We start from the raw sequence: 22,217 nt of genomic DNA, 5'->3' as shown, positions 1-22,217 counted from the left end.
GGTTCCCCGAACACAGCCAACACTTGTCTGCTGTCTTCATTCCCTTCTTCGCGAAAACCCCTCCATGAGCAACCAGAACCGAACCTTCAATGTCGCCGTCGTGGGCGCCACCGGCGCCGTCGGCGAAACCATGCTGTCCATCCTCGCCGAGCGGAACTTCCCGGTCGGCACGCTTGTCGCGCTGGCCTCCGAGCGCTCCGCCGGCAGCACCGTCGAGTTTAACGGCGAAAAGATCACCGTGCAGGACCTGGCCACCTTCGATCCTGCCGGCATCGATATCGCGCTGTTCTCCGCCGGCGGCAGCATTTCCAAGGAATTCGCGCCGAAATTCGCCGCGGCCGGTGTCGTGGTCATCGACAATTCCTCGGCATTCCGCTACGACGCCGATATCCCGCTGGTGGTCAGCGAAGTGAACCCCGAGCAGGTGCAGAACCGTCCGCGCGGCATCATCGCCAACCCTAACTGCTCGACCATGCAGATGCTGGTGGCACTGGCCCCGATCCATCGCAAGTACGGCATCGAACGCATCAACGTGGCGACCTATCAGTCGGTGTCAGGCGCCGGCCGTTCGGCGCTGGAAGAGCTCGGCCGCCAGACCGGCGCGCTGCTCAACTTCCAGGACCCGGATCCGCAGCGCTTCCCGGTGCAGATCGCCTTCAACCTGATACCGCACATCGACGAGTTCCTCGACAACGGCTTCACCAAGGAGGAGATGAAGCTGGTGTGGGAGACGCGCAAGATCCTTGGCGACGACAGCATCCAGGTGAATCCCACGGCGGTGCGCGTGCCGGTGTTCTACGGGCACTCCGAAGCCGTTGCCATCGAGACCCGCGACAAGATCACCGCCGCCGAGGCGCGCGCGCTGCTGGAAGCCGCCCCGGGCATCGAAGTCGTCGATGACCGCGCGCCTGGCGGCTATCCCACGCCCGTCACCCATGCCTCCGGCACCGACGCCGTCTACGTCGGTCGCATCCGCGAGGACATCTCGCATCCGCGCGGGCTGAACCTGTGGATCGTGTCCGACAACATCCGCAAGGGCGCTGCCCTGAATGCCGTGCAGGTGGCGGAACTGGTGGCGAAAAACGGCTGAGCGGCTATAGTCGTGGCCGGGAAACATGGGGAAGGGCCGTGAAACCGAAGCACAGACCTCGGGCGGCAAGACTCCTGCTGGCCGGCATGATCGGGCTGGGGCTCGCGTTGCTGAGCAACGTGGCCCTCGCGCTCGGCCTGGGGGAGATCAAGGTCAAATCGCAGCCCGGTCAGCCTCTGCTGGCCGAGATTCCGATCATTTCCAGCGAGCCCGGCGAGCTGGAACAGCTGAGTGCACGCCTGGCGTCGCCGGTGACCTTCGAGCGCGTCGGCCTGCCGCGGCCACAGGGCCTGGTGAATGAACTGGATTTCACCGTCGCGCTGGATGATGCGGGGCGCCCAGTGGTCCGCGTCACCAGCCGCACGCCGGTCGATGTGCCGGCAGTCAACTTCCTGATCGAGGTCGATTGGGGACAAGGCCGGCTGGTACGCGAATACTCCGCGTTGGTCAGTGCGCCGGGGACGCTGGCAGCTGCAGAGCAGCCGGTGATCGATGCGCCTCTGGCGGTGCCCTCGGACACCATCAGCCGACCGGTCGAGCCGGTCGTCGTGGCGACGCCGGAACCTCCGCCAGCGGCGCAACCGGCTCCCGAGGCGCCGGTGCGTGCAGCGCCGGAGCCCGTTGCCACCGCCGCGCCCGTGCCGCAGGTTTCCCCTGGCGATACGCTGGCGCCGGTGCGCAGGGGCCAATCGCTGTCGCAGATCGCGGCGCCACTGGCGCGCGAGCAGGGCTACACCCTGGACCAGGCGATGGTGGCGCTGCTGCGCGCCAATCCCGACGCCTTCATCAATGGCAACGTCAACCTGCTCAAGCAGGGCGCGGTGCTGCGCGTGCCGGAAACGGCCGAGGCACAGACGATCCTGGAAAGCGAAGCGGCGGCGCTGGTGCGCAACCAGATCGCCGAGTGGCGGCGCGCGCGCGCGCCGATCCCGCAGCCTGCGGCCGTGGTCGAACGGATGGCGCCTGCTGCGGCGTCTGCGTCGCCCGCGCCCCAGGTGGCGGAAGCGCGCCTGGAAATTGCGCCCGTGGCGACGGGCACGTCGGGTTCTGGAACGCAGTCCGGCCTCAACGCCGGTGGTGAGGGCGAGATGTTGGCGAACGAGCAGTTGCAGCAATCGAAGGAAGACCTGGCCGCGCGCGAAGCAGAAGTGCAGGAACTGCGCTCGCAGGTCGCGGACCTGGAGAAGCTCAAGGCGCAGCAGGAAAAACTGCTGGCCATGAAGGACAGCGATCTCGCCGCCGCCCAGCAGCGGTTGGCGCAGAGCAACGGCAGTGATGGTGGCGTACCGGTGTGGGCGTGGGCAGGCTTCGGCCTGCTGTTCGCGGGCGCGCTGGCATGGGGCTTCGCACAGCGTCGCAAGCGTCTGTCGCCAGCGCCGGCGCCGCGCAGCGGCGTGTTCGGCGAGGCGCCGGCCGTCAGCCGCGCCGCCGAACTCGCGGCGGGAATGCCGACGGCTACGGTGGAGGACGCCGCGCCCAGCCCGACCCTGCAACCCGTGATTGTGCCGACGGCTGCGCCGTCCAGGCCGGCGGTGAAACCGGCACCCGTCGCGGCGGGTCCCACGTGGCATTCCGGCGGTGCGCCCGCCGCCGTCGCGACGCCTGCCCCGGCACCCGTGGGCCGCGAGCGGCTGGAACTGGCGGTGGCCTACCTGGACCTAGGCGATGTGGTCACGGCGCGCGACCTGTTGAACGAAGTCGCCGCCGGCGGCGACACCGCCGCCCGCGATGAAGCGCTGCAGTTGCTGCGCGAGATCGGATGACCGGGTGATGCGCTGATGCGTTACGCGCTGGGCGTCGAATACGACGGCGGCGGATTCCTGGGCTGGCAGCGGCTGAGCAAATCCGGCACGCCGGACGACACCACCACCATCCAGGCGGCGCTGGAGGGCGCGCTGTCGTCGGTGGCCAATGCCCAGGTGAACACCATCTGCGCCGGCCGCACCGACGCGGGCGTGCATGCGCAATGCCAGGTGGTGCACTTCGACAGCGATGCCGCGCGCGACCCCCGGAGCTGGCTGCTCGGCACGACGGCGCGGCTGCCGCCTGCGGTGTGTGTGCGCTGGTGCCAGCCGGTGGCGGAGGACTTCCACGCACGTTTTTCCGCACGCGCGCGCCGCTACCGCTACACGCTGGTGAACCGGTTGGCGCGCCCCGCGCTGGAACGCCAGTACCTCAGCTGGGAACGGATGCCGCTGGACGCCGCCGCGATGCATCGCGCCGCTCAGGTGCTGCTGGGTGAAAACGACTTCGGCGCGTTTCGCACCGTTCACTGCCAGTCCCCGCATGCGATGCGCAACCTGCATGCCATTTCGGTCACGCGCCAAGGTGAGCGTGTCGTGGTGGACGTACAGGCCAACGCCTTCCTGCACCACATGGTGCGCAACATCGTCGGCTCCTTGCTGGTAGTGGGGCGCGGCGAACGGCCCGAAGGCTGGATCGCCGAACTGCTGGCCGGGCGCGACCGCACGGTGGCCGGCCCGACGGCACCTCCGGATGGGCTGGTCTTCGTCAGTCCGCTGTATCCGCCCCAGTGGAAGATGCCTGCGGAAGTGACGTTGCAGGACATCCCGGACAGCCCCTCCATTGCCCTGTAGCAGCGCCCTTCGGCGCGACACGGGTACACCGGGTCGCGGAAAGCGCCGTGCCCGAGAGTGCCCCACGGGACCTGCCGAAAGCGGCTACGCTTCCTCCTCGCCAGATCGCCTGCGCCCGCCATGCATACCCGCATCAAGTTCTGTGGCCTCACCCGCGCCGAGGATGTCCGCCTCGCCATCGAACTGGGCGTGGACTACCTGGGGCTGGTCTTCGCGCCGCACAGCCCGCGCCACCTGCTGCTGGGCCAGGCGCGCATGCTGCGCGAGCTGGTGCCGGAAGAGATCGCGGTCGTCGCCCTAGTGATGGACAACCCACGGGGTGAAGTGGAGCAGATCGTCGAGTCGCTGCAGCCTGACGTGTTGCAGTTCCACGGTGCCGAGGACGATGCGTTCGCCGTATCGTTCGGTGTTCCCTTCTGGAAGGCGATCGCAATGGGCGGGCAGGGCGATGGCGCTTTCGCGACCCTGCCGGCGTATCCCGGCGCGCAGGGGTTCCTGTTCGACGGTCATGCTGCGGGCGAGCAGGGCGGCAGCGGCCAGCGCTTCGACTGGCGGCGCATGCCGGCCGCCACCGACAAGCCGTTCCTGCTGGCGGGTGGTCTGTCGCCGGAGAACGTGGGGCTGGCGTTGCGCACGGCACGCCCCTGGGGCGTGGATGTATCCAGCGGCATCGAGACGAGTCCCGGCATCAAGGACGCCGACAGGATGCGGCGCTTCGTTAACGCGGTGCGCGTGGCAGACGCTCGACCTTCGCCGTAGGCGCTAGGCGAGTTCCGCGCGCAGCCAGTCGGCCAGCGCTGCGATGCGGAGATCAGGATTGCCGCGTGCGCTGCACAGCGCCCACTCGCCCCCGGTGTCGACGAAACCCCAGGGCGCCACCAGGCGACCGCTGTCGAGGTCGGACCGCACCAGTTCGCGTGGCGCGATGGCGACGCCGAGACCGGCGATGGCGGCCTCCAGCAGGTAGGTGAGGTGGTCGAAGCCCGTGCCCAGGCGCGGCGCGTCCGGCAGTTGCCGGGTGGCGAACCAGCGCGGCCACGCCTGCGGTCGCGAAACGGTATGTAGGAGGGGCTCGTCCAGCAATGCCCACGGCGGGGCATCACGCAGCGCCGCGAAGCGCGCGTGGTGGGGGCTGAGCACGGGACCGATCTGTTCGGGCGCCAGCGTCCGCACCTGCCATGCCGAAGGCCATGGCGCCTCGCCCAGCAGCAGGGCCGCGTCCAGGCCGCCCGCGGCCAGATCTATCCCGCCTTCCTGTGCGGACAGGTGCAGCGTCAGGTCCGGCAGGTCGGTCGCCAACCGTTCCAGCCGGGGGATCACCCAGCGTGCCAGCAGGCTGCCGGGGCAGCCCAGCACGAAGGCAGCCGGCCGGCGCTCGCGCTGCAGCGCACTCCAGCCGGCCCGCAGGCTGTTGAACGCGTCGCCGGCAATATCGCGCAGGCGCCGGCCGTCGGCAGTCAGCGCGAGGCCACGCCCCTCGCGGACGAACAGCGGGCGGCCCAGCGCCTCCTCAAGTGTGCGGATGTGGCGACTGATCGCGCCGTGGGTGACGTGCAGTTCGCCCGCCGCCCGGCTGAGGCTGCCCAGGCGGGCGGCGACCTCGAAGGCACGCAGGGCGTTGAGGGGAGGCAGGGGACGTGGCATTGCGTGAGTTTAAGTCACGGGTAGGCGATATTTCATCGTTTTTCCGTTGATGACGTGTGCGCTAGAGTGACAGCCCGTGAAGACTGTCCTGCCGCCCATGCCTGCTCCCGCCGACTACCACGTTTACCCTGATGCCGCCGGCCATTTCGGTCGCCACGGAGGCCGCTTCGTTGCAGAGACCCTGATGGGGCCGCTGCAGGAACTGGCGGCCGCCTATGACGCTGCGCGGATCGATCCGGCCTTCATCGCCGCCTTCGACAAGGACCTCAAGCACTACGTCGGCCGGCCCAGCCCGATCTACCACGCCGAGCGCCTGAGCCGGGAAGTGGGCGGTGCGCAGATCCTGCTCAAGCGCGAGGACCTGAACCACACCGGCGCGCACAAGATCAACAACACCATCGGGCAGGCCCTGCTGGCCAGCCGGATGGGCAAGAAGCGGATCATCGCCGAGACCGGCGCGGGCCAGCACGGCGTCGCCAGTGCCACCGTCGCCACCCGGCTGGGCCTGGAATGCGTGGTCTACATGGGCGCGACCGACATCGAGCGCCAGAAGATCAACGTCTACCGGATGAAGCTGCTCGGCGCGACCGTGGTGCCGGTGACCAGCGGCTCGGCGACGTTGAAGGACGCGCTGAACGAAGCGATGCGCGACTGGGTGACCAACGTGCACGACACGTTCTACATCATCGGCACCGTCGCCGGCCCGGACCCGTATCCGCGCATGGTGCGCGACTTCAACGCCATCGTCGGCCGCGAGGCGAGGGCGCAGATGCTGGCCGACTACGACCGCCTGCCCGATGCCATCACCGCCTGCGTCGGCGGCGGCAGCAATGCGATTGGCCTCTTCCACGCCTTCCTCAACGATCCGGGCGTCCGCATCGTAGGTGCCGAAGCCGCCGGCGACGGCATCGAGACCGGACGCCATGCGTCCTCGCTCGCCGCTGGCCGCGTGGGCGTGCTGCACGGCAACCGCACCTACGTGATCTGCGACGACGACGGGCAGATCATCGAAACGCATTCGATCTCCGCCGGCCTGGACTACCCGGGCGTCGGCCCGGAGCACGCCTTCCTGAAGGACAGCGGGCGCGCGGAGTACGTCGGGGTGACCGACGAGGAGGCGCTCGCGGCGTTCCATCGCCTGACCCGCACCGAGGGCATCCTGCCCGCGCTGGAATCCAGCCACGCCGTCGCGCAGGCGATCAAGCTGGCGCGCGACCTGCCGAAGGACCAGTTGGTGCTGTGCAACCTGTCCGGCCGTGGCGACAAGGACGTGCACACCATTGCCGCACGCGAGGGGATCAGCCTGTGAGCCGTTTCGAAACGAAGTTCGCCGCCCTCAAGGCCGCCGGCCGCAAGGCGCTGGTGCCGTTCATCACCGCCGGCGATCCCTCGCTGGAATCCACGGTGCCGGTGATGCATGCACTGGTCGATGCCGGTGCGGATGTCATCGAACTGGGGGTACCGTTCTCCGACCCGATGGCCGACGGTCCGGTCATCCAGCGCAGCTCGGAGCGCGCGCTGGCGCGTGGGGCCGGCCTGCGCTACGTGCTGGAGGCGGTGGAGGTATTCCGCCAGCAGGACGACACCACGCCGATCGTGCTGATGGGCTACCTGAACCCGGTCGAGATCCACGGCCCGGCGCGTTTCGCGCGGGAGGCCGTCGCCGCCGGCGTGGATGGCGTGCTGCTGGTCGATCTGCCGCCGGAAGAAGCCAGCGAAACGCGCGCCATCTTCGATGAGCATGGCCTGGCACTGATCGCACTGGCGTCGCCGACCACCTCGCCGGAACGCCTGCGGATGCTGTGCGATACCGCGCAGGGCTACCTGTATTACGTCAGCTTTGCCGGCGTCACTGGCGCGTCCGACCGTCTGGACATCGGCGCGGCGGGCGAGCGCCTGAAGCAGCTGCGGGCGGACTCGCGTGTGCCAGTGGTGGCCGGCTTCGGCATCAAGGACGCGGCCAGTGCAGCCGCGATGGCTGTCGACGCCGATGGCGTGGTGGTAGGCAGCGCGCTGGTCGCGGCGTTGGCCGAAGCGGGCGCGGATGCGCCGGCCCAAGCCTCCGCCTTCCTGGCCCCGCTGCGTGCGGCAATGGACGGCTGAAGCACCGTACGGTTGTGCATGGACGACTGAGCTAAACTGCCGCGCTAATCCATTGGGCCCCTCCCGGGGCAGGCAGCAAGACCACGCATGAGCTGGCTCAGCAAACTGATGCCGTCGGGCATCCGCACCGAAGGCAACGCAGGCAAGAGCAAACGCAGCGTCCCCGAGGGGCTGTGGGAAAAATGCGACCGCTGCGGCGCGGTGCTGTACCGTCCGGAGCTGGAGGAAAACCTGGAGGTCTGCCCGAAATGCAGCTTCCACATGCCGATCCGCGCCCGCGCCCGCCTGGCGGCGCTGTTCGACCCCGGCAGCACTCGTGAGATCGGCGCCGCGCTGGGCCCGACCGACGTGCTGAAGTTCAAGGACCAGAAGAAGTACGCCGACCGCATCAAAGCTGCGCAGAAGAGCACCGGCGAGCGCGATGCGTTGATCACGCTGCAGGGCACGCTGAAAGGCCGCGACCTGGTCGCCAGTTCGTTCGACTTCGCTTACATGGGCGGCTCGATGGGCTCGGTGGTCGGCGAGCGTTTTTCCCTCGGTGCCGAGAAGGCGCTGGAGATCGGCTCGCCGTTCGTGTGCTTCTCCGCCAGCGGCGGCGCGCGCATGCAGGAAAGCCTGTTCTCGCTGATGCAGATGGCCAAGACCTCGGCCGCGCTGGGCAGGCTGCGCGAAGCCGGCCTGCCGTACATCTCGGTGATGACGCACCCCACCACCGGCGGCGTATCGGCCAGCTTCGCGATGCTGGGTGACATCAACCTGGCCGAGCCGGAAGCGCTGATCGGCTTCGCAGGCCCGCGCGTGATCGAGCAGACCGTGCGCGAGACGCTGCCGGAGGGTTTCCAGCGTTCGGAGTTCCTGGTGGCGCATGGCGCCATCGACCAGATATGCGATCGCCGCGAACTGCGTGACCGCCTCGCCGACCTGCTGGCGTTGATGATGCGACAGCCCAAGCCCGAGCAAAGCGAACTGGTGACCGCATGAGCCGCAAGTACTTCGGGACCGACGGCATTCGTGGCCGCGTCGGCACCAGCCCCATCTCCGCCGATTTCGTGCTGCGTCTGGGCAATGCCCTGGGCCGCGTGCTGTGCGAGAAGGCGGGCGACACGCGTCCGGTCGTGGTGATCGGCAAGGACACCCGCATTTCCGGCTATATGTTCGAAGCCGCGCTGGAGGCTGGCCTGGTCGCCGCCGGTGCCGACGTGCAGTTGATGGGGCCGATGCCGACGCCTGCGGTGGCCTTCCTCACCCGTACGCTGGGTGCCGACGCCGGCATCGTGATCAGCGCGTCGCACAACCCGCACTACGACAACGGCATCAAGTTCTTCTCTGCCGAAGGCGAGAAACTCGATGACGCGACCGAACTGGCAATCGAAGCGGCGTTGGACGCACCGTTTTTCACCGCCGAATCCGAGAAGCTCGGCAAGGCGATCCGCACCCGTGATGCGGTCGGTCGCTACATGGAGTTCTGCAAGGCCAGCGTGCCGCGCCGTTTCGACCTGAAGGGACTGAAACTGGTGCTGGACTGTGCGCATGGCGCGACGTACCACATCGCACCGCTGCTGTTCCGCGAACTGGGTGCCGACGTCATCACCATCGGTGCCGAGCCGAACGGCGTCAACATCAACGACGGCGTGGGCTCGATGCACATCGACAGCCTGGCCGCGAAGGTGCGCGAGTCCGGTGCCCATCTGGGCATCGCCTTCGATGGGGACGGTGATCGCGTGCTGATGGCCGACGCACAGGGCGCGCCGGTCGATGGCGACCAGTTGATCTACCTGCTGGCGCGGGACTGGCAGGCGAGTGGGCGGTTGCGTGGCCCGGTGGTCGGTACGCTGATGACCAACTACGGTCTGGAACGCGCGCTGGCCAAGCTCGAGATTCCCTTCGTCCGCACCAAGGTCGGCGACCGTTACGTGCATCAGGCACTGGTCGAAGGCAACGCAGTGCTGGGTGGGGAAGCGTCCGGCCACCTGCTGTGCCTGGATCGCACCACCACCGGCGACGCCATCATCGCCGCGCTGCAGGTGCTGGAAGCCCTGAGGCGTCGCAAGGTCACGCTGCGTGATGCGCTCGATGGCCTGTCGATGCTCCCGCAGAAGACCATCAACGTGAAGCTGGCCAACGGCGCCAGACCCACCGAGGCTGCGAGTGTGCAGGCCGCGCTCGCGCAGGCGCAGGCAGCGGTGTCGGGGCGTGGCCGGGCGTTCCTGCGCCCTTCCGGTACCGAACCGGTGGTGCGCGTGACGGTCGAGGCCGACGACGACGCGCTGGTGAAGGACACGCTTGAAACTCTGGCCGAGGCCGTGCGGGCTGCCGCCACCGCTTGAGCCTGATCAATGAACACCTGGCGTGGGAATGCTTCACTGGCGCTCCCGCGCAACACATCTGTTGGAGCAGAGTCGCATGAGTGCCCGTATTCCTACCTTGGACATCACCCGTTTCGACACCGACCGCGAGGCCTTCGTGGCCGAGCTGGGCGCGGCCTACCGCGAATGGGGGTTTGCCGGCATCCGCAACCACGGCATCCCGCAGGCGCAGATCGATGCGGCCTACGACGTGTTCAAGCGTTTCTTCGCGCTGCCCGACGAGGTGAAGAAGCAGTATCACGTAGCGGGCGGCGGCGGTGCGCGCGGCTACACGCCATTTGGCGTGGAGACCGCGAAGGATTCCAAGCACTTCGACCTGAAGGAGTTCTGGCATGTCGGGCGCGAGATTCCCGATGATTCGAAGTACCGCGACGTGATGCCGCCGAACCTGTGGCCGGCCGAAGTGCCCGGCTTCCGCGAACATGGCTATGGTCTGTACCAGGCGCTGGACCAGCTCGGTTCGCGCGTGTTGTCGGCGCTGGCGCTGCACATCGGTCTGCCGGAAACCTACTTCGCCGACAAGACCGACACCGGCAACTCGATCCTTCGCCCGATCCACTACCCGCCGATCACCGCCGACGACATCCCGAACGTGCGTGCCGGCGCGCACGAGGACATCAACCTGATCACGCTGCTGGTAGGTGCCAGCGCTGCGGGTCTGGAAGTGAAGTCGAAGCAGGGCGAGTGGGTGCCATTCACCTCCGACGCCGACACCATCGTGGTCAACATCGGCGACATGCTGCAGCGCCTGACCAACCATGTGTACCCGTCGACCACGCACCGCGTGACCAATCCGCCCGGCGAACAGGCGCGCCAGCCCCGCTATTCGGTGCCGTTCTTTCTGCACCCGAATCCGGACTTCCTGATCGACGTGTTGCCGTCCACGGTCACGCCGGACAATCCGAAGCGCTATCCCGAGGCGATCACGGCCCAGAGCTATCTGGAAGAGCGCCTGCGCGAGATCAAGCTGAAGTAGCTGCAGAGCCGTGATTGGTGATTCGGGAGGCGTGATTCGCAACAGCCAGAGCAGCAGCGAGGCGGTCAAGCATGGCGCTCTGCTCTTACGAATCACCGGTCACGAATCACGGGTTCGCGGCGCGTGCGCCCCTAAAGGGGGCGTACGCGCCGCGAACCTCTAGCCATCATCCCCATCGCCACGCGATGCGGCAGCAGTTTCACGATGGCGTGCATCACCCGGTAGCGCCATCCGGGCACCACCAGCACCTGGCCGCGCTCGTTGCCGTCGACGCCGGCACGCGCCACCTCCGTCGCCTGCAGCCACATCGTCGGCGACACCCGCATGCGCGCCCGCGTGCCGGTGACGTCGTGGAACTCGGAATAGGTGAAGCCCGGGCACAGCGCGGTGACATGTACGCCACGGTCGGCGTTCTCAAGCGCCATCGCCTCGCTGAACTTCATGAGGAAGCTCTTCGCCGGCGCATACAGCGTCTGCCCCTCGGCAGCCGGCATCAGCGCGGCGAACGAGGCGACATTGAGGATGCGGCCCTGACCGGAGGCACGGATCGAGGGCAGCAGTCGCCACGTCAGTTCGCAGACCGCGGTCACCATCACCTGCAGGAACGCCGCATGATCGGCCCATGCGTTGCTGCGGTAGCGACCCGGCATGCCGTAGCCGGCGTTGTTGACCAGGATGCGGATCGCCACGCCGCGCCGTTCCATCTCGGCGACCAGCGCCGCCGGAGCGGCCGGATCGGCCAGGTCCGCCGCCACGATCTCCACCGGCACCTGTGCCCGCAGCTCAGTCGCCAGTGCCTGCAATCGCTCCACACGGCGAGCCGTCAGTACCAGCGGTACGTCGCGGCGCGCGTACTCGCGGGCGATCTGTTCGCCGATGCCGCTGGAGGCGCCGGTGATCAGGGCGTAACCGGTGGCGCGGGCGGAAGAAGCATCGGTCATGGAAGATCCTGGTCGTCGAAGGCGGCTCGGCCTGCACGATAGCGCGACGGGTAGGTGCGCCGGACAACATCGGCTAGACTGCGCGACCCGAACTGGACAGGAATTGGTCTTATGCGCCGCAAGCTCGTGGCTGGGAACTGGAAGCTCCACGGCAACCGCGGTTTCGCCACCGCGCTGATGGACGAGTTGGTCGCCGGCCTTCCGCTGGACGGGGTGGACGTGCTGGTCCTGCCGCCGTTGCCCTACCTGGGCGAGCTGATCGAAGACTACGGTCACCGGGGTGTCGCGTTCGGCGCCCAGGACGTCAGCAGCAACGAGAAGGGTGCCTATACCGGCGAAGTGTCGGCCTCCATGCTGGTCGATGTGGGCGCGCGATACGGTCTGGTGGGCCATTCCGAGCGTCGCCAGTACCACAACGAGAGCAGCGAGTTCGTGGCGCGCAAGTTCGTCGCGGCCAAGCACGCCGGCCTGATCCCCTTGCTCTGCGTGGGCGAGACCGAGCAGCAGCGCAAGGACGGCCAGACCGAGTTCCGGATCCTCAAGCAGCTGGAAGCCGTGTTCGACCTTGCCGGACCTCAGGCCTTCGCCGATGCGGTGATCTCCTACGAGCCGGTCTGGGCCATCGGCACCGGCCTGACCGCCACGCCGGAGCAGGCGCAGGCCGTCCATGCCTTCATCCGTGGCGAAGTAGCCGCACGCGATGCTAGAATCGCCGATTCGCTGACCCTCCTCTATGGAGGCAGCGTGAAGCCCGACAACGCCGCGGAACTGTTCTCGCAGCCCGATGTCGATGGAGGGCTGGTGGGCGGCGCTTCCCTGGTCGCCCGGGATTTCCTGGCCATCGCGCAGGCGGCGGCCGGTCGGGGGTAGCCCCTGGCAAGACCGGACCCTCGCGGGCCGGACGACTCAACCGGTTGAGACTGATTCCGATGCAGTGGATGTTGATCCTGAATGTGGTTTACGTGCTGGTGGCCATCGCCATCATCGCGCTGGTGCTGATGCAGCGTGGCTCGGGTGCCCAGGCCGGTTCCGGTTTTGGCGGCGGGGCTTCGGGCACGGTGTTCGGCGCGCGTGGCGCGTCCAACTTCCTGTCCAAGAGCACCAAGTGGCTGGCCATCGTGTTCTTCGGCATCAGTCTGTTCATGGCGTGGTACGCCACGCACAGCGCGCGTCCGACCACGCAGCAGAACCTCGGCGTGATGTCGCAGCTGCCGGCTGCACCTGCCGCTCCTGCGGGCGAACTGCCGAAGCCGTCGACCGTGCCGAGCACGCCGATCCAGCAGGCTCCTGCACCGGCCAGCACCGTGCCTGCCGCACCGCAGGATGCAGTGCCCGCAGGCGAACAGGTGCCGGCGACACCGCCGCAGGGCGGCTGAGCCCGGCTACAATGGCGGGGTGCGCGAAGCGCTGCGCAAAGGTTTGATTGCCCAGGTGGCGGAATTGGTAGACGCACTACCTTGAGGTGGTAGCGACGAAAGTCGTAGGGGTTCGAGTCCCCTCTTGGGCACCAATACAGCGGGTCGGCATGAATGTCGTTCCCGCAGCGAAAAACCCGCCTTCCGGCGGGTTTTTTCTTTTGCCGACAACCGCGATATGCGCGGGTAATCGTTTACTAGCGAGTTCACGAACCGTTACAATCCCGGCGATTCATCGGGCGCCCGGTACGTGTTGCGGAAGGGCTCCCGCGGAAGGTGGGCCCGGGCGGCGTCGCCAAAGGGTCGGTCGCGGCACACACCGTGGCCGGGCGGGCGATGCAAGCCCCATTCATGCCGAGCCGCAGTCATGCGCGCCGGCGGATAGGACAAGAAGAGACAAGCGAGTGCTGGCCAACTACCTGCCCACCCTGTTGTTCCTGATCGTCGCCACCGGCATCGGCATCGCGCTGATGGTGGCCGGCCGCTTCCTGGGTCCGCGTCGTCCGGACGCGCAGAAGCTGTCTCCGTACGAATGCGGCTTCGAGGCTTTCGAAGACGCGCGCATGAAGTTCGACGTGCGCTATTACCTGATCGCCATCCAGTTCATCGTCTTCGATCTGGAAATCATCTTCATTGTTCCGTGGACGCTGGTGTTCCAGGAACTGGGTCCGCGTGCGCTGGTCACGATGGGCCTGTTCGTGGGCATGCTGTTCCTCGGCTTCATTTACGTTTGGAAGAAGGGAGCGCTCGAATGGGAGTGATCCAGACCGTCGACCGTCTGATGAACAACCCGATCCCGGAAGGGCGGGTGGACGACATCCTGCGCCCCGAAGGCGACAACCCGCTGCTGGAAAAGGGCTACGTCACCACCAGCGTCGATGCGCTGATGAACTGGGCGCGCACCGGTTCGATGTGGCCGATGACGTTCGGTCTGGCCTGCTGTGCGGTGGAAATGATGCACGCCGGCACCTCGCGCCTGGACCTGGACCGTTACGGCGTGGTGTTCCGCCCGTCGCCGCGCCAGTCTGACGTGATGATCGTGGCTGGCACGCTGGTCAACAAGATGGCCCCGGCGCTGCGCAAGGTCTACGACCAGATGCCCGAGCCGAAATGGGTGATCTCGATGGGCAGCTGCGCCAATGGCGGCGGCTACTACCACTACTCGTACTCCGTCGTGCGCGGTTGCGACCGCATCGTGCCGGTGGACGTCTACGTACCCGGTTGCCCGCCCACGGCCGAGGCGCTGGTGTACGGCATCCTCCAGTTGCAGAAGAAGATCTGGCGCACGCAGACCATCGCGCGCTGATTCCTGCTTCCCCCCGACATCCCCCTTCAGAGCACGCCACGCCCCATGGCAGAGCAAGCTGCAAACTTCACCGACCAGTTGCGCGCCCGCTTCGCGGACGCGACGGTCAGCGTGGCCGAGCCGCGCGGCGAGATCACCCTGGAAGTGCCGTCCGCGTCCTGGCACGCGGTCTGCCTGGCGCTGCGCGACGAGTTCTGCTTCGAACAGGCCGTCGATGTCAGCGGCGTCGATTACCTGGGCTATGGCAGTGCCGAATGGGACACGGCCGACGTGTCCTCCGAGGGCTTCAGTCGCGGCGTGGAGGGTTTCGGCCCAGGACGCTTCAACTGGGAGCAGCGCCCGCAGGGTGCCTCGCAGCTCAACCGCTTCGCGGTGGTCCTGCACCTGCTCTCGTACCAGCACAACCGTCGCGTCCGCGTGCGCTGCTTCGCGCCGGATGACGGCCTTCCGGTCGTCGCCTCGCTGTGCGACGTGTGGCCGGGCCTGAACTGGTTCGAGCGCGAGGCGTTCGACCTGTACGGCATCATTTTCGAAGGCCACCCGGACCTGCGCCGCATCCTGACCGATTACGGGTTCGTCGGCCATCCGTTCCGCAAGGACTTCCCGCTGATCGGGAACGTCGAAGTCCGCTACGACGAAGAGAAGAAGCGCGTGGTGTACGAGCCGGTCACGTCGGTGGAGCCGCGGGTTGGCGTGCCGCGCGTGATCCGCGACGACGCGCGCTACCAGACCGCCGCCGGCGAAGCCGCAGGGCGCGAGGGCAAGGCATGAGCAATCCGCAATCCGGCGTCGCGTTCGCCAGCAACCCTGCTGAAGGCAAGCAGGAGATCCGCAACTACACGCTGAACTTCGGCCCGCAGCATCCGGCCGCGCACGGCGTGCTGCGCCTGATCCTGGAAATGGACGGCGAGACCATCGTCCGCGCGGACCCGCACGTGGGCCTGCTGCACCGGGGCACCGAAAAGCTGGCCGAGTCCAAGCCGTTCAACCAGTCGATCGGCTACATGGATCGCCTGGACTACGTGTCGATGATGTGCAACGAACACGCCTACGTGCGCGCCATCGAAACCCTGATGGGGATCGAGGCGCCCGAGCGTGCGCAGTACATCCGCACCATGTTCGACGAGATCACCCGCATCCTGAACCACCTGATGTGGATCGGCTCCAACGCGCTCGACCTCGGCGCGATGGCGGTCATGCTGTACGCCTTCCGCGAGCGCGAAGAGCTGATGGACTGCTATGAGGCGGTCAGCGGCGCGCGCATGCACGCGACGTACTACCGGCCAGGCGGCGTCTACCGCGACCTGCCGGACCGCATGCCGAAGTACAAGGAGTCGCCCTGGCGCAAGGGCAAGGCACTGAAACAGTTCAATCAGGCGCGCGAGGGCTCGCTGCTCGACTTCCTGGAAGACTTCACCAACGAATTCCCCAAGCGCGTCGACGAGTACGAGACGCTGCTGACCGACAACCGCATCTGGAAGCAACGCACTGTCGGCATCGGCGTGGTCTCGCCGGAACAGGCGCGCGCGCTGGGCATGACCGGTGCCATGCTGCGCGGGTCGGGCATCGCCTGGGACCTGCGCAAGAAGCAGCCGTACGCGAAGTACGACGTGGTCGATTTCGACATCCCCGTCGGCGTCAATGGCGACTGCTACGACCGCTACCTGGTCCGCGTCGCCGAGATGCGTCAGTCCAACCGCATCATCCAGCAGTGCGTGAAGTGGCTGAAGGCCAATCCCGGCCCGGTCATGGTGCAGAACTTCAAGGTCGCGCCGCCCTCCCGCGAGGAGATGAAGGACGACATGGAAGCGCTCATCCATCACTTCAAACTCTTCAGCGAAGGCTACTGCGTGCCGGCCGGCGAGACCTATTCCGCCGTCGAGGCGCCGAAGGGCGAGTTCGGCTGCTACCTGGTGTCCGACGGCGCCAACAAGCCTTTCCGCGTGAAGCTGCGCGCGCCGGGCTTCGCGCACCTGTCCTCGATGGACGAGATCGTGCGCGGCCACATGCTCCCCGACGTCGTCGCGATGATCGGTACCTATGATCTTGTCTTTGGTGAGGTGGACCGATGAGGGCCACGGGTAATTTCGAGGCGGCGCAGAACGTCGATCCGCTGGTGGCGCTGAGCGACAAGACGCGCGCGCACATCGATCATTGGCTGACCAAGTTCCCGCCGGACCGCAAGCGTTCCGCGGTGCTGCAGGGCCTGCATGCTGCGCAGGAGCAGAACAACGGCTGGCTGACCGACGAGCTGATCGCCGCCGTCGCCAAGTACCTGGACCTGCCGCCGGTGTGGGCTTACGAGGTCGCCAGCTTCTACTCGATGTTCGAGACCGAGAAGGTCGGCCGCAACAACGTCGCCTTCTGCACCAATATCAGCTGCTGGCTCAACGGCGCCCAGGACCTGGTCGCGCACGCCGAGAAGAAACTGGGCTGCAAGCTCGGCGAGTCCACCGCCGACGGCCGCGTGTACCTGAAGCGCGAAGAAGAGTGCGTGGCCGCGTGCTGTGGCGCGCCGGTGGTCGTGATCAACGGCCACTACCACGAGAATCTCACGCCGGCGAAGGTCGACGAGCTGCTGGACGGGCTGGAGTAAGCGCATGGCAGGCCACTCACACTATTCCGAGGGCTACGGCCCGGTCGGCCCCGCTCCCAAGGAGCACCAGGCCGTCTACACCACGCTGCACTTCGACAAGCCGTGGTCTTACGAGAACTACCTGAAGACGGGCGGTTACGCCGCGCTGCGCAGGATCATCGAAGAGAAGATCCCGCCGGCCGACGTCGTCGAGATGGTCAAGCAGTCCGGCCTGCGCGGCCGTGGCGGCGCGGGCTTCCCGACCGGCCTGAAGTGGAGCTTCATGCCCAAGGGCGACATGCAGAAGTACATCCTCTGCAACTCGGACGAATCCGAGCCGGGCACCGCCAAGGACCGCGACATCCTGCGCTACAACCCGCATGCGGTGATCGAGGGCATGGCGATCGCCTGCTACGCCACCGGTTCCACCGTGGGCTACAACTACCTGCGCGGCGAGTTCCACCACGAACCCTTCGAGCACCTGGAAGAAGCCACCGCCGAGGCCTACAAGCACGGCTGGCTGGGCAAAAACATCCTCGGCTCGGGCGTGGACATCGACCTGTACAACGCGCTGGGCGCGGGCGCCTACATCTGCGGTGAAGAGACCGCGCTGATGGAGTCGCTGGAAGGCAAGAAGGGCCAGCCGCGCTTCAAACCGCCGTTCCCGGCCAATTTCGGCCTGTACGGCAAGCCGACCACGATCAACAACACCGAGACCTACGCTTCGGTACCCGCCATCGTGCGCAACGGCGCCGAGTGGTTCATGAACCTGGGCAAGCCCAACAACGGTGGCTGCAAGATCTTCTCGGTCTCCGGCCACGTCGCGCGTCCGGGCAACCACGAGATCCGCCTGGGCACCTCGTTCGCCGACCTACTGGAACTCTGCGGCGGCATGCGCGAAGGCCGCAAGCTCAAGGCGGTCATCCCGGGCGGTTCGTCGATGCCGGTGCTGCCGGGCGAAGTGATGATGGGCCTGACGATGGATTACGACAGCATCCAGAAGGCCGGTTCCGGCCTTGGATCGGGCGCCGTCGTGGTGATGGACGACACCACCTGCATGGTGCGTGCCTGCCAGCGCATAGCGCGTTTCTACTTCAAGGAAAGCTGCGGCCAGTGCACGCCGTGCCGCGAAGGCACCGGCTGGATGTACCGCATGCTGACCCGCGTGGCCGAGCACAAGGCCACGATCGAGGACCTGCAGACGCTGCGCGCGGCCGCGGGCCAGATCGAAGGCCACACCATCTGCGCGTTCGGCGAAGCCGCCGCGTGGCCGGTGCAGGGCATGCTGCGCCACTTCTGGCATGAATTCGAATACGCGATCGTCAACAAGCGTTTCCTCGTCGATGACGAGCGCGACGGCAAGGTGGTCCGTTCCAACCTGGAGGTGGCCGCGTGAGTGCGCAGCCCGTGAATCCCAACCTGCCGCCCGACCACGTGACCGTCTTCATCGACGGGCAGGAACTGGCCGCGCCCAAGGGTTCGATGATCATCCAGGCCGCCGACAAGGCCGGCATCCCGATCCCGCGCTTCTGCTACCACGAGAAGCTGCCGATCGCGGCGAACTGCCGCATGTGCCTGGTCGAAGTCGAGAAGATGCCGAAACCGGCGCCGGCCTGCGCTACGCCGGTGATGGATGGCATGAAGATCGCCACGCGCAGCGACAAGGCGTTGAAGTCGCAGCGCAACGTGATGGAATTCCTGCTGATCAACCACCCGTTGGACTGCCCGATCTGCGATCAGGGTGGCGAATGCGAGCTGCAGGACCTGTCGCTGGGCTACGGCCGTTCGGTCAGTCGCTTCCAGGAACGCAAGCGCGTGGTGCCGGACGAGGACATCGGTCCGCTGGTCGCCACCGAGATGACCCGCTGCATCCAGTGCACCCGCTGCGTCCGCTTCACCGCGGACGTCGCCGGCACCTATGAGCTGGGCGGCATGTACCGTGGCGAGAACCTGCAGATCGGCACCTACGACGGCAAGCCGCTGACCACCGAGATTTCCGGCAACGTCATCGACGTCTGTCCGGTGGGCGCGCTGACCAACAAGGTGTTCCAGTTCCGCGCCCGTCCGTGGGAACTGATCGCACGCGAATCCGTCGGCTTCCACGACCCGATGGGTTCCAACGTGTTCTACCACTCGCGTCGTGGCCAGGTGCTGCGCACCGTCCCGCGCGAGAACGAGTCCGTCAACGAGTGCTGGCTGTCCGACCGCGACCGCTATTCGCACCAGGGCCTGTATGCCGACGACCGCGCGGTGAAGCCGCTGCAGAAGGTCGATGGCGAGTGGCGCGAAGTGTCCTGGGCCGAAGGCCTGTCCGCGGCTGCCGAAATCCTGCGCGCGAACCGTGGCGACAGCGTCGGCGTGCTGGTGCATCCGGCGGTGTCGAACGAGGAGGGCGGCCTGCTGGCGAAGCTGGCCGACGGCCTTGGCACTGGCAACCTCGACCACCGTATCAACAACCGCGACTTCTCCGATGGCGCGGTGGCGGAACCTTTCGCGCTGCCGCTGGCGGAGATCGAGCAGGCTGATGTCATCGTGCTGTTCGGCACCAACATCCGCCATGAGCTGCCGCTGCTGCACCAGCGCATCCGCAAGGCCGTCCGCAACGGCGCCAAGGTGCACGTGGTCAACCCGGTCGACTTCGATTTCGCGTTCGGCATCGCCGGCAAGCACATCGTCGCGCCGTCGAAGCTCGGTGCTGCGTTGAGCGACGCCGCGTTGCGCGACGTCGCCAAGGCCGCCAACCGTGCGGTCGTGATCGTCGGTGGCATCGCCGAGAATCACCCGCAGGCAGCCTCGCTGCGTGCCGCCGCGGCGGACTACGCGTCCGCGACCGGCGCATCGCTGTGCCGCGTCCCGCAAGGCGCAAACGCGGTTGGTCTGGCACGCCACGGCGTGCTGCCGACCGGCCGCGACGTGGCGGGCATGTTCGCCGAGCCGCGCAGCGCCTATGTCATTTACGGCATCGAACCGGGCCTCGATTTTGCCGATACGCCGGCCGCCTCGCGCGCGCTGGCCTCTGCGAAGGTCGTGGCGTTCAGCCATTTCGCCTGCAAGTCGACGCGCGACGTGGCCGACGTGATCCTGCCGATCGGCCTGCTGCCCGAGATTGACGCGACGCTGACCAACCTGGACGGCAAGGACCAGCGGACTCAGGCCGCCGGCAAGCTGCCGGGCGAAGCGCGTGACGGCTGGAAAGTGCTGCGCGCACTGGGCGGCGAACTGCAACTCGCCGGCTTCGAGTTCACCGATATCACCGGCGCACGCGCTGTCGCCGGAACGAAGTCTGTCGCCGTGGCGAAGTCTGCTGCGCCGGCGAGCAACGGGCAGGGCCTGGAGCTGGCCGTCACGGCGGCGATCTATCGCATCGACGGCACCGTCCGCCGCGCCGAAGCGTTGCAGGCGCACCCGCTGAACGTGGGTGACCGCATCGTGCTGAATCCTGCCGACGCGCAGGCCGCCGGCGTCGCCGAAGGCCAGATGGCCAAGGTCGGCAACGGCATCGGCACGGCCGCGTTGCCGGTGGTGGTGGATGCACGCGTCGCCGCGGGCGTCGCCTGGATCGAGAGCGGCTACGGTGCCACGGCGCCGCTGGGCGCCGGACGCGTGACGGTGGTGAGCGCATGAACGAACTGTTGATCAACGCGGTCGGCCCCCTGCGCGAGTGGTTCTTCGGGCTGGGCGACATCGGCATGGTGCTGTGGATCGTGCTGAAGATCCTGGCGATCGCCATGCCGGTGATCATCTCGGTGGCGTTCTACGTGGTGTGGGAGCGCAAGCTGATCGGCTGGATGCACGTGCGCCACGGGCCGATGTACGTGGGCATGGGCATCTTCCAGGCCTTTGCCGACGTCTTCAAGCTGCTGTTCAAGGAGATCATCCAGCCCAGCAGCGCACAGAAGACCATGTACATCCTGGCGCCGCTGATCACGCTGGCGCCGGCTTTCGCCGCATGGGCGGTAGTGCCGTTCGATTACCAACTGGTGCTGTCGAACGCCAACGCCGGCCTGCTGTACCTGCTGGCGATGACCTCGCTGGGCGTGTACGGCATCATCATCGCCGGCTGGGCGTCCAACTCCAAGTACGCCTTCCTCGGCGCGATGCGCTCCGCCGCGCAGGTCGTCAGCTACGAAATCGCGATGGGCTTCGCGCTGGTGGGTGTACTGATCGCCGCCGGCAGCCTGAACCTGACCGACATCGTGATGGCGCAGTCGGGCAACGCCGGCTTCTTCGAGTGGTTCTGGCTGCCGCTGTTCCCGTTGTTCATCGTGTACTGGGTGTCCGGCGTCGCCGAGACCAACCGCTCGCCGTTCGACGTGGTGGAAGGCGAATCGGAAATCGTCGCCGGCCACATGGTGGAGTACTCGGGTGCGGCGTTCTCGCTGTTCTTCCTGGCCGAATACGCCAACATGATCCTGGTCAGCTTCCTGGTGTCGCTGTTTTTCCTGGGCGGCTGGCTGAGCCCGCTGCAGGGCTGGATCACCGCCGACGTGTCACCCTGGATCAACTGGATCTGGACCGGCGGCTGGCCGTGGCTGCTGCTGAAGGTGCTGTTCTTCGCCAGCGCCTACATCTGGTTCCGCGCCAGCTTCCCGCGCTACCGCTACGACCAGATCATGCGGCTGGGCTGGAAGGTGTTCATTCCGCTGACCATCGTGTGGATTGCGGTGACGGCGTTGCTGGTGTTCTTCGGCGTGTTCGAGAAGGGTGTGTAAATGAACAAGGTTGTGCACTACTTCAAGAGCCTGATGCTGCTGGAACTGATGCAGGGCCTGTGGCTGACGCTGAAGTACACCTTCAAGCCGAAGTACACGTTGATGTACCCGATGGAGAAGTTCCCGCAGTCGCCGCGCTTCCGCGGGCTGCATGCGCTGCGTCGCTATCCCAACGGGGAAGAGCGCTGCATCGCCTGCAAGCTGTGCGAGGCGGTCTGCCCGGCGCTGGCGATCACCATCGATTCGGCCCCGCGAGAGGACGGCACCCGCCGCACCACGCGCTACGACATCGACCTGTTCAAGTGCATCTACTGCGGCTTCTGTGAGGAAAGCTGCCCGGTGGACTCGATCGTGGAAACGCACGTGCTGGAGTACCACTTCGACAAGCGCGGGCAGAACATCGTCACCAAGCCGCAGCTGCTGGCGATCGGAGACCGGCTGGAAGCCGAGATCGCCGAACGCCGCGCCGCCGACGCCGCTTTCCGCTGAGGT

22 protein-coding genes and 1 tRNA gene are annotated in these 22,217 nt (G+C 67.0%); 21 read left to right on the top strand and 2 right to left on the bottom strand.

Annotation, left to right across the window (positions count from 1 at the left end; all coding sequences use genetic code 11):
* Positions 1–64 precede the first annotated feature (64 nt).
* The 4 genes from FB548_RS08040 (at position 65) to FB548_RS08025 (ending at position 4,446) form a co-directional block, all read left to right on the top strand.
* Entirely contained in the window at positions 65–1,090 is a 1,026-nt protein-coding gene (locus tag FB548_RS08040) for an aspartate-semialdehyde dehydrogenase (RefSeq protein ID WP_142124265.1), read from the top strand.
* Positions 1,091–1,128: 38 nt separating this feature from the next.
* The gene (locus FB548_RS08035; RefSeq protein WP_345775915.1) at positions 1,129–2,853 is read left to right on the top strand and encodes a FimV/HubP family polar landmark protein; all 1,725 of its coding nucleotides are present in this window, start codon (positions 1,129–1,131) and stop codon (positions 2,851–2,853) included.
* 15 nt (positions 2,854–2,868) lie between these two features.
* The gene (gene truA, locus FB548_RS08030; protein WP_142124264.1) at positions 2,869–3,687 is read left to right on the top strand and encodes a tRNA pseudouridine(38-40) synthase TruA; all 819 of its coding nucleotides are present in this window, start codon (positions 2,869–2,871) and stop codon (positions 3,685–3,687) included.
* A gap of 120 nt (positions 3,688–3,807) precedes the next feature.
* Positions 3,808–4,446 (top strand): phosphoribosylanthranilate isomerase, encoded by a 639-nt coding sequence (locus FB548_RS08025; RefSeq protein WP_142124263.1) that lies wholly within the window; start codon positions 3,808–3,810, stop codon positions 4,444–4,446.
* Positions 4,447–4,449: 3 nt separating this feature from the next.
* Here FB548_RS08025 and FB548_RS08020 read toward each other — a convergent pair whose 3' ends face one another.
* Complete coding sequence (locus FB548_RS08020; protein ID WP_142124262.1) at positions 4,450–5,331, bottom strand: LysR family transcriptional regulator; 882 nt, start codon at positions 5,329–5,331, stop codon at positions 4,450–4,452.
* A 97-nt stretch (positions 5,332–5,428) separates the two neighbouring features.
* Here FB548_RS08020 and trpB point away from each other — a divergent pair, with 97 nt between their 5' ends.
* The 5 genes from trpB to FB548_RS07995 all read left to right on the top strand — a co-directional run bounded on the left by trpB (position 5,429) and on the right by FB548_RS07995 (position 10,776).
* Positions 5,429–6,640 carry a tryptophan synthase subunit beta gene (trpB, locus tag FB548_RS08015; protein WP_142124612.1) on the top strand — a complete coding sequence of 404 codons (1,212 nt, stop codon included), beginning with the start codon at positions 5,429–5,431 and terminating at the stop codon, positions 6,638–6,640.
* On the top strand, positions 6,637–7,434 hold the full coding sequence (gene trpA, locus FB548_RS08010) for a tryptophan synthase subunit alpha (protein WP_142124261.1): 798 nt from the start codon (positions 6,637–6,639) through the stop codon (positions 7,432–7,434). Before trpB ends, trpA begins: the two co-directional genes overlap by 4 nt.
* 87 nt (positions 7,435–7,521) lie before the next feature.
* Positions 7,522–8,415 carry an acetyl-CoA carboxylase, carboxyltransferase subunit beta gene (gene accD, locus FB548_RS08005; RefSeq protein ID WP_142124260.1) on the top strand — a complete coding sequence of 298 codons (894 nt, stop codon included), beginning with the start codon at positions 7,522–7,524 and terminating at the stop codon, positions 8,413–8,415.
* Complete coding sequence (gene glmM / locus FB548_RS08000) at positions 8,412–9,761, top strand: phosphoglucosamine mutase (protein ID WP_142124259.1); 1,350 nt, start codon at positions 8,412–8,414, stop codon at positions 9,759–9,761. Before accD ends, glmM begins: the two co-directional genes overlap by 4 nt.
* A 76-nt stretch (positions 9,762–9,837) precedes the next feature.
* On the top strand, positions 9,838–10,776 hold the full coding sequence (locus FB548_RS07995) for a 2-oxoglutarate and iron-dependent oxygenase domain-containing protein (RefSeq protein WP_142124258.1): 939 nt from the start codon (positions 9,838–9,840) through the stop codon (positions 10,774–10,776).
* A 131-nt stretch (positions 10,777–10,907) separates the two neighbouring features.
* On the opposite strand, the gene FB548_RS07990 is transcribed toward FB548_RS07995, so the two are convergent.
* Positions 10,908–11,717 carry an SDR family NAD(P)-dependent oxidoreductase gene (locus tag FB548_RS07990; RefSeq protein WP_142124257.1) on the bottom strand — a complete coding sequence of 270 codons (810 nt, stop codon included), beginning with the start codon at positions 11,715–11,717 and terminating at the stop codon, positions 10,908–10,910.
* 111 nt (positions 11,718–11,828) lie between these two features.
* On the opposite strand from FB548_RS07990, the gene tpiA reads away from it, so the two are divergent.
* The 12 genes from tpiA (at position 11,829) to nuoI (ending at position 22,214) form a co-directional block, all read left to right on the top strand.
* A complete protein-coding gene (tpiA, locus tag FB548_RS07985; RefSeq protein WP_142124256.1) occupies positions 11,829–12,587 on the top strand; it encodes a triose-phosphate isomerase in 759 nt (252 codons plus the stop codon).
* 68 nt (positions 12,588–12,655) lie between these two features.
* On the top strand, positions 12,656–13,093 hold the full coding sequence (gene secG, locus FB548_RS07980; protein WP_142124255.1) for a preprotein translocase subunit SecG: 438 nt from the start codon (positions 12,656–12,658) through the stop codon (positions 13,091–13,093).
* Between the two features lie 49 nt (positions 13,094–13,142).
* Positions 13,143–13,227: transfer RNA gene (locus FB548_RS07975), tRNA-Leu, on the top strand.
* A gap of 309 nt (positions 13,228–13,536) precedes the next feature.
* Positions 13,537–13,893 (top strand): NADH-quinone oxidoreductase subunit A, encoded by a 357-nt coding sequence (locus tag FB548_RS07970; protein WP_055943822.1) that lies wholly within the window; start codon positions 13,537–13,539, stop codon positions 13,891–13,893.
* Positions 13,884–14,438 carry an NADH-quinone oxidoreductase subunit B gene (locus FB548_RS07965; RefSeq protein WP_093299488.1) on the top strand — a complete coding sequence of 185 codons (555 nt, stop codon included), beginning with the start codon at positions 13,884–13,886 and terminating at the stop codon, positions 14,436–14,438. Before FB548_RS07970 ends, FB548_RS07965 begins: the two co-directional genes overlap by 10 nt.
* A gap of 45 nt (positions 14,439–14,483) precedes the next feature.
* Positions 14,484–15,209 carry an NADH-quinone oxidoreductase subunit C gene (locus FB548_RS07960; protein WP_142124254.1) on the top strand — a complete coding sequence of 242 codons (726 nt, stop codon included), beginning with the start codon at positions 14,484–14,486 and terminating at the stop codon, positions 15,207–15,209.
* Positions 15,206–16,510: an NADH-quinone oxidoreductase subunit D gene (locus FB548_RS07955; RefSeq protein ID WP_142124253.1), complete on the top strand. Its 1,305-nt coding sequence runs from the start codon at positions 15,206–15,208 to the stop codon at positions 16,508–16,510. The genes FB548_RS07960 and FB548_RS07955 overlap by 4 nt, the downstream gene beginning before the upstream one ends.
* The gene (gene nuoE, locus FB548_RS07950; RefSeq protein ID WP_142124252.1) at positions 16,507–17,034 is read left to right on the top strand and encodes an NADH-quinone oxidoreductase subunit NuoE; all 528 of its coding nucleotides are present in this window, start codon (positions 16,507–16,509) and stop codon (positions 17,032–17,034) included. The genes FB548_RS07955 and nuoE overlap by 4 nt, the downstream gene beginning before the upstream one ends.
* 4 nt (positions 17,035–17,038) lie before the next feature.
* The gene (nuoF, locus tag FB548_RS07945; protein WP_142124251.1) at positions 17,039–18,409 is read left to right on the top strand and encodes an NADH-quinone oxidoreductase subunit NuoF; all 1,371 of its coding nucleotides are present in this window, start codon (positions 17,039–17,041) and stop codon (positions 18,407–18,409) included.
* On the top strand, positions 18,406–20,637 hold the full coding sequence (gene nuoG, locus FB548_RS07940; protein ID WP_142124250.1) for an NADH-quinone oxidoreductase subunit NuoG: 2,232 nt from the start codon (positions 18,406–18,408) through the stop codon (positions 20,635–20,637). Before nuoF ends, nuoG begins: the two co-directional genes overlap by 4 nt.
* The gene (gene nuoH / locus FB548_RS07935; protein ID WP_142124249.1) at positions 20,634–21,725 is read left to right on the top strand and encodes an NADH-quinone oxidoreductase subunit NuoH; all 1,092 of its coding nucleotides are present in this window, start codon (positions 20,634–20,636) and stop codon (positions 21,723–21,725) included. Before nuoG ends, nuoH begins: the two co-directional genes overlap by 4 nt.
* Positions 21,726–22,214 (top strand): NADH-quinone oxidoreductase subunit NuoI, encoded by a 489-nt coding sequence (gene nuoI, locus FB548_RS07930; protein WP_055943845.1) that lies wholly within the window; start codon positions 21,726–21,728, stop codon positions 22,212–22,214.
* Positions 22,215–22,217: the final 3 nt, after the last annotated feature.

The organism is Pseudoxanthomonas sp. 3HH-4 (genome assembly GCF_006716465.1).
Taxonomy (GTDB): Bacteria; Pseudomonadota; Gammaproteobacteria; order Xanthomonadales; family Xanthomonadaceae; genus Pseudoxanthomonas_A.
This window is presented reverse-complemented; position numbering and strand designations above follow the sequence as displayed.